Origin of the sequence: Pseudomonas sp. SWRI18 (assembly GCF_014268345.1) — a bacterium.
GTDB lineage: Bacteria > Pseudomonadota > Gammaproteobacteria > Pseudomonadales > Pseudomonadaceae > Aquipseudomonas > Aquipseudomonas cedrina.
Window position 1 is genome coordinate 146947 of sequence record NZ_JACCQQ010000013.1, and the last position, 12949, is coordinate 159895.

The following is a 12949-nucleotide window of genomic DNA, read 5'->3' on the forward strand; positions in this document are numbered from 1 at the left end:
AACATTCTTAACCCTTGATGCAATCGACGGTGTAACAACGACCACTGCCGTCGTCTTCGTGTTGCAACCCATGAACATCGGCGACAAAACCGGGAAAACTGCTATCGAACGTCCGGGCGAAGGCCAGGTAATCGATGATCGAACGCGTCGACTCGGTAAAACGCTCGCCCGGCATGATCAATGGAATGCCGGGCGGATAAGGCACCAGCATCACGGCTGCGACGCGCCCTGGCAAGGCATCAATGGAAACCGCCTCCACTTCGCCTCTCACCAATTGGTCGTAGGCGTCGGCCGGTTTCATGGCGATTTCCGGTAGCACGGTGTACATGCGCTTGAGGTGCCTGGCGGTGGCATTGCTGCGGTAACAACTGTGCAATTGATCGCACAGCTCGCGCAAGCCCAGACCCTGATACCGCAGCGGGCCTTGTGCAAACACCGATGGCAGGCAACTGGCCAGACTGACATTGGCGTCGTAGCTGCGCTTGAATTCCAGCAACTCGGTAAGCAAGGTACTCCATTTGCCTTTGGTGATACCCATGGAAAACAGCACCAGGAAGGAATACAGCCCGGTCTTTTCCACTACCAGGCCCCGCTCCCAGAGGAATTTGCTGACCACGGCCGCGGGGATGCCACAGTCGCTCAGGGCGCCGCCGGCGTTGAGACCAGGCATCACCAGGGTCACTTTAATCGGGTCCAGCAGCACGTAGTCTTCGGCCACATCGCCAAAGCCATGCCAATCGTCCTCCGGATGCAGCAGCCAATCCGCGGTAATCACCCGGTCGACGCCCGACACCGACGGCGGTTGCCAGATGGAGAACCACCAGTCCTCGGCGCCAATGTGCTCGCGCAGGTTGGCCAGGGCGCGGCGGAAACTCAAGGCCTCGTCGAACATTTCCTGCAGCAGCGAACGCCCCGCCGGGCCTTCCATCATCGCCGAGGCAACGTCCAGCGACGCAATGATGCTGTATTGCGGCGAGGTGGAAATATGCATCATGAAGGCTTCGTTGAAACGGTCACGGTCCAATTGGCGCGCGCCGCCGTCCTGCACATGGATCATCGAGGCCTGGCTGAACGCCGCCAGCAGCTTATGGGTCGAGTGCGTGGTGAACACCAGAGGGCTGTCCGGGGTGCGCGACGTGCCCATGCCATAGCGTCCGGCGAAGAACTCATGAAACGCCGCATAGGCGTACCAGGCTTCGTCAAAATGCAGCACCTCGACGCTGTTGCCCAATTGCTGCTTGATCATCTGGGCGTTGTAGCACAGGCCGTCATAGGTGGAGTTGGTGACAACCGCCAGCTTGACCTTCGGCGGTCGGCCACGGGTCAGCGGGCTGGCGTCGATCTTGGCGCGGATCGACTCGGGGCTGAATTCGCTCAGGGGAATCGGGCCGATTATCCCCAGTTCATTGCGCTCCGGACACAGGTACAAAGGAATCGCGCCGGTCATGATGATCGAGTGCAACACCGACTTGTGGCAGTTACGGTCGACCAGCACCAGGTCATCGCGGCCGACCATGGAGTGCCAGACGATCTTGTTGGCGGTGGAGGTGCCGTTGATCACGAAGAAGGTATGGTCGGCGCCGAAGTTGCGCGCGGCGCGGGCCTCGGCCTCGGCCAACGGCCCGGTGTGGTCCAGCAACGAACCCAGTTCGGGCACCGACACCGACAGGTCAGAGCGCAGGGTGTTTTCCCCAAAGAACTGGTGAAACGCCTGCCCTACCGGGCTTTTGCGATAAGCCACGCCACCGCCATGGCCGGGGGTGTGCCATGAGTAATTGGAGTCAGCGGTATGTTGTACCAGCGCCTTGAAGAAAGGCGGCAACAAGCCATCGAGGTAGGTGCGCGTCGCGCGGGCGACCTGCCGCGCAAGAAACGGCACGGTGTCTTCGAACAGGTACAGAATACCGCGCAGTTGGTTGAGTTCGCTCATGGCATCGGCCGGCGCGTTTTCCAGGGTGACTTGCTCGCCCAGGGCAAAGATCGGCAGGTTCGGCGCCCGCAACCGCGCCAGGCGGATCAGCTCGACCATGTTTTGCAGCAGGTGGGTGTTCTCGCCGGCGCCTTCGGCGGCGATCAGCATGCACGCCAGGCCATGGTGGGTAGCCGCCACCAGCCGGCCTTCGGCGTAGTCCACCGCCTGGATGATACTGAAGCCCTCTTGTTCCAACTCCCTGGCAATGCCTCGAACCCGGTCACCGGCAACGGTGTCGGCCTTGATGTCGCGGTGCACGATGAGTACGGGGAACTTCAGGTCTTTGTACATGAGTGCTTGGGCGTTCTGAGGGCTATGCACTCAAGGGTAGAAGCTGGACGTGAATGTGGCGAATGAAGATTTTGAAGACGACAAAGATCAAATGTGGGAGCGGGCTTGCTCGCGATGTGTAGTGAGCGGGCTTGCCCCGCGCTGGGCTGCGAAGCGGCCCCAATAAAGACACCGCCGCCCTCCAGGTAGAACCGAGTCGCCTGGTTTGGGGCGGCTTCGCCACCCAGCGCGGGCGGTGCGACGATTCGACAAGCCCGCTCACTACAGACCGCATTCGCGAGCAAGCCCGCTCCCACAGTTTGACCGCGTTCGGCTGGCGATTATTGCTGGGTCAGTTGGGTCCACAACGCCGGCGCGCCCGCCGATTTGGCGATCGCTTCCAACCGCGCCGCATGCTCAACCAGGTCCTGCTCGCTCGCCCGAATAACCGGGGTAGGCCTGCGGTCCGACGGCAGGCGGCGGATTTCCGAGGGACGGTTGCCCGAGCCTTCCGCCGAGCCGGCGCCATCGGAGGCGTTACCGGCCAGGGACAGGCTGGTTTGCCCGCCGGTCATGGTCAGGTAGACGTCGGCGAGAATCTCGGAGTCGAGCAAGGCGCCGTGGAGTTCGCGGCCGGAATTGTCGACGCCGTAACGCTTGCACAGGGCGTCAAGGCTGTTGCGCTGGCCGGGGTGACGCTCGCGCGCCATCATCAAGGTGTCGAGGATCGTGCAGTGCTTGGAAATATCGGCACGATCGGCCTGCCCCATCAGGGCAAATTCGTTATTGATGAAGCCGATGTCGAACGCTGCGTTATGGATGATCAACTGGGCGCCGTTGATGAATTCGAAGAATTCATCGGCGACTTCGGCAAAGCGCGGCTTGCCTTTGAGGAATTCATCGGTGATACCGTGGACGCCGATCGCGCCTTCGTCACTGTCACGGTCCGGTTGCAGGTAGACGTGGAAGTGACGGCCGGTGAGGCGCCGGCCCATCAGTTCGACACAGCCGATTTCAATGATCCGGTGGCCGTCGGTCACCGGCATGCCGGTGGTTTCGGTATCGAGTACAACAGATCGGATGGCCATCAGGGTTCAGCTCTCAACGGTGTATTTCAAAGGGCGCGATATTACCACGTGATTCGGCATCAGCTCTGCTTGTAGCCACGCACTTCGTCCACGCCCCGGTTGGCCAGTTGGTCGGCGCGCTCGTTGCCAGGGTGGCCGATGTGGCCGCGCACCCATTTCCAGGTGATGTCATGGCGGTTGCATTGTTCGTCGAGCAGTTGCCACAGGTCGGCATTCTTCACCGGTTCCTTGGCCGCGGTCTTCCAGCCACGCTTCTTCCAGTTGACCATCCACTCGTTGATGCCCTTCATCACGTATTGCGAGTCGGTCACCAGCAGCACGTTGCAACGGCGCTTGAGTTCTTCCAGGCCGCGAATGGCGCCCATCAGCTCCATGCGGTTGTTGGTGGTGTTGGCTTCACCGCCCCACAACTCTTTCTCCACGCCCTTGCACACCAGCAACGCACCCCACCCGCCTGGGCCTGGGTTGCCCTTGCAGGCGCCGTCGGTGAAGAGTTCTACGCTATCGGTCATCGGTTACTCGAAATCAATTCAAAAAGAGGTTTACGCGTCGCTTTGCCTGCGGTTGACCTTGGCCATCGGCATCGGCACCAGCTTGCCTATCGGCTCACGGCGCACTTGCTGCAGCGGCCGTAGCCCGACCACGATTTTACGCGCCACCAGCAGGTAGAAGCCGCCTCCCGACAACTGCCAGGCACCCGCGCGGCGCTCCCAGCCGGCCAGCCGGCCTTGCCACTTGGTCGACGCAAGCGGCGGACGATAGCACCCGAAGCGGCGTTTCTCCAGCGCGAAGCCCAGCAGGTTCAGCCAATCGCCCACCCGTTGCGGCGAGATGCAACGCGCCTGGCGCAGGGCATCATTGGCGAACACATGGCGCAGGCCCCAGCTGCTCCAGGGGTTGATCCCGACAATCAGCAGATGGCCGCCTGGGCGCACGCTGCTCGCCGCCTCGCGCAGCAAGCCGTGGGGCGACAGGCAAAAATCCAGGCCATGCTGCAACACCACCACGTCGGCGGCATGCTCGCTCAACGGCCAGGCCTGTTCCTCGCAGACGATCTCCACCCCTGGCAACGGCGCCCCCAGACGCACATTGCGCTGCACCTGGGGCGCGGACGGCGGCGTCTGGGCCGAAGGGCCGTAATGCACCAGGTAGCCCCCGAAGAACCGGCCCAACTCGTCTTCGAGCATGTGCCGTTCTTCTTCCAGCAGAAATTGCCCGATGGGACCGGACAGCCATTCACGGGCTGCGCCGATCAGGGCCAGCCACTCGGGATCGGCCTGGGCGAACGCTTTATCAGTCATTGCATTCTCCAACTCGCCTAGACGTTCTAAGATGCACCAATGTGTTCAGCTTGGCGAATCGAAGAATGATACAGATCAGTGCCCTGCCCGCCTTCACCGATAACTACATCTGGTTGTTACAAGACCCCGGCACCCAACGCTGCGCGGTGGTCGACCCCGGCGATGCCGCGCCCGTGCTGGCCTGGCTCAAGCAGAACCCGGAGTGGACCTTGAGCGACATTCTTGTCACCCATCATCACCATGACCATGTCGGCGGTGTCGAACAGCTCAAGGGCGTGACGGGCGCCAAGGTCCATGGCCCGGCAGCCGAGAAGATCCCCGCGCGGGATGTGGCGCTGAACGACAACGACCGCCTCACAGTGCTCGGCTGGGACTTCGACGTTTATGCAGTGCCCGGGCACACCTTGGGCCATATCGCGTTTTATCACCAGGGCGTGCTGTTTTGCGGCGACACCCTGTTCGCCGCCGGTTGCGGACGCCTGTTCGAAGGCACGCCGCAACAAATGCACACCTCTCTCGAGCGCCTGGCCGCCCTGCCCGACGATACGTTGGTGTACTGCACGCACGAATACACACAAAACAACCTCAAGTTTGCCCAAGCGGTGGAACCGGGCAACGCGGATATCGCCGAACGGGTGGAAACCGTCCGCCAACTGCGCGCCCGTGGCGAGATCTCGCTGCCTTCCAACCTGGCCTTGGAAAAGCGCACCAATCCTTTTCTACGTACCTCTGAAACATCCGTTAAACAAAAAGCGGACGAACGGAACGGACGCGACAACCGCTCTGCGGCCGAGGTGTTTGCTAGCTTGCGGGCATGGAAAGATACGTTCTAACAGGACGCATTTTGATACGTAATTTCTGAATGGTTGACCGGAACCGAACGGGTTTCTAGAATCGCCCGACATTTTTGCCCGGAACTTACTTCCAGCCAATGTCGTCATCTATTCGTAAATCCAACCATTCAGACGCATTGACCCGCCTGGCTCAAGCTGTGGCGGTGGCTGTGTCCGCCACGCTGGCGGGCTGCCAATCAAACAATTTCACCGCACAATCCACCGTGCAACCCAAGCCAAACCTCAGCGCCAAGATCAAACAGAAACCCGTCATCTGGCTTTCCGAAAAGCCCACCCCCGAAGCCCCCCAGGATGTCTGGGAGCGTATGCGACGGGGCTTTCAATTGCAGGATGGGGTGGGCGTAAACCCACGTATCGAGCAACAGCGCCTGTGGTTCGCCAGCAACCCCTCCTTCCTTGAGAACGCCGGTGAACGCGGCAGCCTCTATATTCATTACATCGTCGAACGCCTTGAAGAGCGCAACATGCCCCTGGAGCTGGCGCTGCTGCCAGTAATTGAAAGCGCCTACAACCCGATGGCCTACTCGCGCAGCGATGCGGTCGGCCTGTGGCAGTTCATTCCCTCCACCGGGCGCTACTTCAACCTGCGCCAGACCCGCGCCTACGACGGCCGCCGCGACATTACCGCTTCCACCACCGCCGCCCTGGACTACCTGACGCGCCTGCACGACATGTTCAACGGTGACTGGTTGCTGGCCCTCGCCGCCTACAACGCCGGCGAAGGCACCGTGAGCCGGGCCATCGAGCGCAACGAGAAGCTCGGCCTGCCCACCGATTACTGGAACCTGCCACTGCCCCAGGAAACCAAGGACTACGTGCCCAAGTTCCTGGCGCTGTCACAGGTGGTGCTGGCGCCGGAAGCCTACGGCGTCAACCTGAACCCGATTGCCAACACGCCCTATTTCGAAGTGGTTGAAGTCAAGCAAAGCATGGACCTGTCACGGGTCGCCGCGCTGGCCGAGATCGACGAAGACGAACTGTTCCAGCTCAACCCGGCCCTGAAACAACGCACTACCCTGGACGGCCCCCAGCATTTGCTGGTGCCAAGCTCCAAGGCGCAACTGCTGACCAGCACCCTTTCGACGATGAAACCGGAAGAATTGCTGGCGATGCGCCCCAAAAAGCAGGTGTTCGACGAAGTCGAGACCGCGCGGGTTGCCGGTCGCACCCGCAACTACAAGGTTCGCAACGGCGACAACCTCACGCTGATCGCCAAGGCCAACAAGGTCGACGTGCATGACCTGCAACGCTGGAACAAACTCAACGGTCAGGCGCTCAAGGTCGGCCAGACCCTGGTGATGCAGGACACCCGCAAGCTGGTGGCGAAGGCTGACAGCAAGAAGCCCGTGCAATACAAGGTCAAGAAAGGCGACTCGTTGTACATCGTCGCCAAGCGCTTCAACGTCGAGATGCAACATCTCAAGCGTTGGAACCCGCGCACCGGGCAGGCATTGAAGCCGGGGCAGATGCTGGTGGTATCCGGACCGCGCTAGGTCTCGGGAACACCTGAGGAGCCTATGTGGGAGCGGGCTTGCTCGCGAATGCGGTGTATCAGTCACACATATATTGGCTGACACTCCGCTTTCGTGAGCAAGCCCGCTCCCACAGGGGACCTCCATCATCCGACTGGCTTTTTCCAACCGGAACAAGCTGTTACTGTACCGATCATAAAGCCCAAGCCGCCTGGATCGGATCTCTGACTTGAAGCGTCCCCTCCTTCTACTAATAAGTCTGGCCTTGAGCTTTGCTGCGAACGCGACGATTACCGAGAGCCACGGTTATACGCAGTTCGGCAGGCTCAAGTACCCGGCCAAATTCACCCACTTCGATTGGGTAAACCCCGCAGCGCCGAAAGGCGGAACATTGCGGGTGATGGCCTTTGGCACCTTCGATACGCTCAACCCCTATACCTTCAAGGGCTCAAGCCCGGTCTCGACCCCCAATTTCCTGCAATACGGCGTCAATGAGCTGAACGAGCCGTTGATGGTCGGTACTGGCCAGTACGCACCGTCCGGCGACGAACCCACCTCCAGCTATGGGCTGATCGCCCAGTCGGTGGAGTACAGCGAAGACCGCAGTTGGGTGGTGTTCAACCTGCGCCCGCAGGCGCGCTTCCACGATGGCAAGCCGATTACCGCCTATGACGTGGCGTTTTCCTACCGCACCCTGCTGACCGAAGGTCACCCGCAGTACCGCACCAACCTGCAGGAAGTGGCGCGGGTCGATATCCTCAACCGTCACCGCATCCGCTTTGTGTTCAAGCGCGCCGGCAACCCGTTGCTGATCCTGCGCCTGGGCGAGCTGCCGGTATTGCCCCAGCATTACTGGAAAAACCGCGATTTCAAGGCCACCACCTTCGAACCGCCGCTGGGCAGCGGGCCGTACCGCATCAGCAAGGTCACCCCTGGCCGGCAACTGGTGTTCGAACGGGTCAAGGACTACTGGGGCAAGGACCTGCCGGTCAATCAGGGTTTCTACAACTACAACAAGGTCGAAGTGGAGTTTTATCGCGACAGCGACGTGGCCTTCGAAGCCTTCAAGGCCGGCGAGTTCGATATCTACATCGAGCACCAGGCCAAGAACTGGGCCAATGGCTACAACTTCCCGGCGGTTAACCGGGGCGAGGTGATCAAGGCGCAGATTGCCCACCAGATCCCGACCCAAAGCCAGGGCCTGTTCATGAACACCCGACGGCCGGCCTTCAGCCAGACCAAGGTGCGCGAAGCCATGGGGCTGATGTTCGACTTCGAGTGGACCAATGGCACCCTGTTCAGCAATGCCTATAAACGCACCCTGAGCTACTACCCCAACAGCGAATTTTCAGCGACCGGCCTGCCGGTGGGCCATGAATGGCTGATGCTTTCCCCCTACCGCGAACAATTGCCGGCCGAGCTGTTTACCCAAGCCTTCAGCCTGCCCCGCACCGATGGCCGCGGCATCCCCCGCGAGACCATGCGCCGCGCCCTCGCCCTGCTTGGCGATGCCGGCTGGACGCTGTCCGGGCAACGTCTGCTGAACAAGGATGGGCAACCGCTGCGCTTCGAGATCCTGTTGGTCAACCCGAACCTGGAGCGCATTCTGCAGCCCTACGTCGAGAACCTGATCAGCATCGGTATCGACGCGCGCCTGCGCACCGTCGACCGCGCCCAGTACAAACAGCGCCTGGATCAATTCGACTTCGACATGATCCTGATTACCCTCAACCAGACCCTCAGCCCGGGCCTGGAGCAGTGGCAGTACTTCCACTCCAGCCAGGCCGCGATCAAGGGCAGCAAGAACTATGCAGGCATCGCCAACCCGATTGTCGATCACTTGCTCGAACAACTGCTGGCGGCGCAGACCCGCGAAGAACAGCTGGCCGCCGGCCGCGCCTTGGACCGGGTGCTGCTGTGGCAGCACTACAGCATTCCCAACTGGTACCTCAATTATCATCGCCTGGCGTACCGTAACCGGTTCGCCTTTGTCACCACGCCGCCCTACAGCCTGGGCCTGAGCGCATGGTGGCTAAAAGCCTCGGAGAAAGCCCAATGATGCATCTGCGCAACGCACTGCTTGGCAGCCTGTTGCTGTGCACAGCGGCCCAGGCCGCTCCGCAACATGCGCTGACGCTGTACAACGAACCGCCCAAGTACCCCGCCGACTTCAAGCACTTTGACTACGTCAACCCGGACGCGCCCAAGGGCGGTACCTTCCGCGAGTCGGCCATGGGCGGCTTCGACAGCCTCAACCCGTGGATCAGCAAGGGCGTGCCAGCCGACAACATCGGCCTGATCTACGACACCCTGGCCATGCAAAGCCTGGACGAGCCGATCACCGAGTACGGACTGGTCGCCGGCAAGATCGAAAAAGCCCCGGACAACAGTTGGGTGCGCTTCTATCTGCGCCCCGAAGCGCGTTTCCATGACGGCCATCCCATCCGCGCCGAAGACGTGGTGTTTACCTTCCAGGAACTGATCAAGGAAGGTTCGCCGATCTACCGCACGTACTATGCCGACGTCGACGAAGTGATCGCCGAAGACCCGCTGAAGGTGATGTTCAAGTTCAAGCGCACCAACAACCGCGAGCTGCCATTGATCCTCGGCCAATTGCCGGTCTTGCCCAAGCACTGGTGGGCCACCCGTGATTTCGCCAAAGGCAACCTCGAAGTACCGCTGGGCAGCGGGCCGTACAAGGTGGCCGAGGTCAAGCCTGGGCGCATGATCCGCTACGAGCGAGTCAAGGATTACTGGGCCAAGGACCTGCCGGTCACCAAAGGCTTCTATAACTTCGATAACCGCATCACCGACTATTACCGCGACAGCACCGTGTCCCTCGAAGCCTTGAAGGCCGGACAGTTCGATTACTGGCTGGAGTTCAGCGCCAAGAACTGGGCCAACGCCTACAACATCCCGGCCGTGGCCGAAGGCCGCTTGATCAAGGAAGAAATCCCCAATGGCAACCCGACCGGGATGCAGGGTTTTGTGTTCAATATGCGCAAGCCGATGTTCCAGGACGTGCGCGTGCGCAAGGCCATCAGCCTGTTGCTGGATTTCGAGTGGAGCAACAAACAGTTGTTCAACGGCGCCTATACGCGCACCCGCAGTTACTTCGAAAACTCCGAGATGGCCGCCACCGGCCTGCCCGGCCAGGATGAACTGAAGATCCTCGAGCCGCTGCGCGACAAAATCCCATCTGAAGTCTTCACCCAGGCTTTCGAGCCTTCCAAAACCGACGGCAGCGGCATGATCCGCACTCAGCAGCGCGAGGCCTACCAACTGCTGCAGGAAGCCGGCTGGCGTATCAAGGACGACAAGATGGTCGACACCGACGGCAAACCCGTGGTCATCGAGTTCCTGCTGGCGCAGACCGAGTTCGAGCGTATCCTGCTGCCGTTCAAGCGCAACCTGGCCGACCTGGGCATTGACCTGGTGATCCGCCGGGTGGACGTCTCGCAGTTCATTAACCGTATTCGCTCGCGGGACTTCGACATGCTGGTGGGCAGTTTCCCGCAGTCCACCTCGCCGGGTAATGAGCAGCGCGAATTCTGGAAATCCTCCAGCGCCGACAAACCCGGCAGCCGCAACTACATGGGCCTCAAGGACCCGGCCGTCGACCAACTGGTGGAACAGTTGATCGACGCCGACTCACGCAAAAGCCTGGTGGCCCATGCCAAGGCCCTGGATCGCGTGCTGCAGTTCGGCTACTACGTGATTCCCAACTGGCACATCAAGACCTTTCGCGTGGCGTACTGGGATCACCTCGGCCATCCGAAAGTGCCGCCACGCTACGACGTCGGTACCGCCACCTGGTGGGTCAAACCCAACGTCAAGCCGGCGGTTTCCCTGGACACCACCGAAAGCGCCGAGCCGGCGAAGGGAGGCGATTGAATGCTGGCCTATATCGTTCGCCGCCTGTTGCTGATCATCCCCACGCTGTTCGGGATCCTGCTGATCAACTTCGTGATCATCCAGGCCGCCCCCGGTGGCCCGGTGGAGCAGATGATCGCCAAGCTCGAAGGCTTCGAGGGTGCCACCAGCCGTATCGCCGGCGGCGGTGCCGAGGTCTCGGTGGCCGGTTCCAGCAGCTACCGTGGCGCCCAGGGCCTGGACCCGGCGCTGATCAAGGAAATCGAAACGATGTACGGCTTCGACAAATCGGCGCCGGAACGCTTGTGGATCATGGTCAAGAACTACGCCCAGCTGGATTTTGGCGACAGCTTTTTCCGCGATGCCAAGGTCATCGACCTGATCAAGGAAAAGATGCCGGTGTCCATCTCCCTCGGGTTGTGGAGCACGCTGATCATGTACCTGGTGTCGATCCCCCTGGGCATCGCCAAGGCCACGCGGCACGGCAGTCATTTCGACGTATGGACCAGTTCGGCAATCATCGTCGGCTATGCGATCCCGGCGTTCCTGTTCGCGATTTTGTTGATCGTGGTGTTTGCCGGCGGCAGTTACTTTGACTGGTTCCCCTTGCGCGGGCTGACGTCGAACAACTTCGACGAACTGAGCTGGGGCGGCAAGATTCTCGATTATTTCTGGCACCTGGCGCTGCCCATCACGGCATTGGTGATCGGCAACTTCGCCACCATGACCCTGCTGACCAAGAACAGCTTCCTCGACGAGATCAACAAGCAGTACGTGGTCACCGCCAAAGCCAAGGGCCTGACCAACCATCGCGTGCTGTACGGCCATGTGTTCCGCAACGCCATGCTGTTGGTGATCGCGGGCTTCCCGTCGGCATTCATCGGGATTTTTTTCACCGGCTCGTTGCTGGTGGAAGTGATCTTCTCCCTCGATGGCCTGGGCCTGATGAGCTTTGAGGCCGCGATCAACCGCGACTACCCGGTGGTGTTCGGCACGCTGTTTATCTTCACCCTGCTGGGGCTGATCGTGAAACTGATCGGCGACCTCACCTACACCCTGGTCGATCCGCGTATCGACTTCGGCAGCCGGGAGCATTGAGATGAACCTGTCCCCCCTCAATCGCCGTCGGTTCGAGCGTTTTAAGGCCAACAAGCGTGGCTGGTGGTCGCTGTGGCTGTTCTTGATCCTGTTCGGGCTGAGCCTGGGCGCCGAGTTGATCGCCAATGACAAGCCGCTGGTGGTGCACTACGACGATGGCTGGTATTTCCCGGCGCTCAAGCGCTACCCGGAGACCACCTTTGGCGGCGAATTCCCGCTGGAGGCCAACTACAAGAGCCCGTATATCCAGGAACTGCTCAAGGCCAAAAACGCCTGGACCCTGTGGGCGCCAATCCCGTTCAGCTACCAGAGCATCAACTACGACCTCAAGGTGCCAGCGCCTGCGCCGCCCTCCAGCGTCAACCTGTTGGGCACCGATGACCAAGGCCGCGATGTGCTGGCGCGGGTGATCTATGGTTTTCGCGTGTCGGTGCTGTTTGCCCTGACCCTCACCGTACTCAGCTCGATCATCGGCGTGATCGCCGGGGCCTTGCAGGGTTTCTACGGCGGCTGGGTCGACCTGGCCGGGCAGCGCTTCCTGGAGATCTGGTCCGGGTTGCCGGTGCTGTACCTGCTGATCATCCTTGCCAGCTTCGTGCAGCCCAACTTCTGGTGGCTGCTGGGGATCATGCTGCTGTTCTCCTGGATGAGCCTGGTGGACGTGGTACGCGCCGAATTCCTGCGCGGGCGCAACCTGGAATACGTGCGCGCCGCCAGAGCCTTGGGCATGCAGAACGGCGCGATCATGTTCCGGCATATCCTGCCCAACGCCATGGTATCGACCATGACCTTCATGCCGTTCATCCTGACCGGCGCCATCGGTACCCTGACCGCCCTGGACTTCCTCGGCTTTGGCTTGCCGGCCGGCTCGCCGTCCCTGGGTGAGCTGGTGGCCCAGGGCAAATCCAACCTGCAAGCGCCGTGGCTGGGCATGAGTGCGTTTGCCGTGCTGGCGATCATGCTGAGTTTGCTGGTGTTTATCGGCGAGTCCGCTCGCGATGCCTTCGACCCGAGGAAATGA

General features: G+C 61.0%; 10 protein-coding genes. 6 read left to right on the forward strand and 4 right to left on the reverse strand.

The features are described 5' to 3' along the window. Positions 1 to 7: 7 nt before the first annotated feature. The 4 genes from H0Z09_RS16195 to H0Z09_RS16210 all read right to left on the reverse strand — a co-directional run bounded on the left by H0Z09_RS16195 (position 8) and on the right by H0Z09_RS16210 (position 4631). On the reverse strand, positions 8 to 2263 hold the full coding sequence (locus tag H0Z09_RS16195) for an Orn/Lys/Arg decarboxylase N-terminal domain-containing protein (RefSeq protein WP_076952461.1): 2256 nt from the start codon (positions 2261 to 2263) through the stop codon (positions 8 to 10). 320 nt (positions 2264 to 2583) lie between these two features. Beyond that, on the reverse strand, positions 2584 to 3324 hold the full coding sequence (gene dnaQ / locus H0Z09_RS16200) for a DNA polymerase III subunit epsilon (protein WP_186691452.1): 741 nt from the start codon (positions 3322 to 3324) through the stop codon (positions 2584 to 2586). A gap of 65 nt (positions 3325 to 3389) precedes the next feature. After that, a complete protein-coding gene (gene rnhA, locus H0Z09_RS16205; RefSeq protein ID WP_003173571.1) occupies positions 3390 to 3842 on the reverse strand; it encodes a ribonuclease HI in 453 nt (150 codons plus the stop codon). 30 nt (positions 3843 to 3872) lie between these two features. Further along, positions 3873 to 4631 carry a methyltransferase domain-containing protein gene (locus tag H0Z09_RS16210; protein ID WP_186691431.1) on the reverse strand — a complete coding sequence of 253 codons (759 nt, stop codon included), beginning with the start codon at positions 4629 to 4631 and terminating at the stop codon, positions 3873 to 3875. A gap of 65 nt (positions 4632 to 4696) precedes the next feature. Between H0Z09_RS16210 and gloB the strand changes: the two genes are divergently transcribed. From gloB to H0Z09_RS16240, 6 genes are all read left to right on the forward strand, one after another. Continuing rightward, positions 4697 to 5464 carry a hydroxyacylglutathione hydrolase gene (gene gloB, locus H0Z09_RS16215; RefSeq protein WP_186691432.1) on the forward strand — a complete coding sequence of 256 codons (768 nt, stop codon included), beginning with the start codon at positions 4697 to 4699 and terminating at the stop codon, positions 5462 to 5464. Positions 5465 to 5562: 98 nt separating this feature from the next. Further along, positions 5563 to 6978: a lytic transglycosylase domain-containing protein gene (locus tag H0Z09_RS16220; RefSeq protein ID WP_076952465.1), complete on the forward strand. Its 1416-nt coding sequence runs from the start codon at positions 5563 to 5565 to the stop codon at positions 6976 to 6978. A 208-nt stretch (positions 6979 to 7186) separates the two neighbouring features. After that, positions 7187 to 9016, forward strand: a complete 1830-nt coding sequence (locus H0Z09_RS16225) for an extracellular solute-binding protein (RefSeq protein WP_186691433.1) — start codon at positions 7187 to 7189, stop codon at positions 9014 to 9016. Continuing rightward, a complete protein-coding gene (locus H0Z09_RS16230) occupies positions 9013 to 10851 on the forward strand; it encodes an extracellular solute-binding protein (protein ID WP_186691434.1) in 1839 nt (612 codons plus the stop codon). Before H0Z09_RS16225 ends, H0Z09_RS16230 begins: the two co-directional genes overlap by 4 nt. Next, positions 10852 to 11928 carry a microcin C ABC transporter permease YejB gene (locus H0Z09_RS16235; RefSeq protein ID WP_076952468.1) on the forward strand — a complete coding sequence of 359 codons (1077 nt, stop codon included), beginning with the start codon at positions 10852 to 10854 and terminating at the stop codon, positions 11926 to 11928. Position 11929: 1 nt separating this feature from the next. Next, positions 11930 to 12949: an ABC transporter permease gene (locus tag H0Z09_RS16240; RefSeq protein ID WP_186691435.1), complete on the forward strand. Its 1020-nt coding sequence runs from the start codon at positions 11930 to 11932 to the stop codon at positions 12947 to 12949.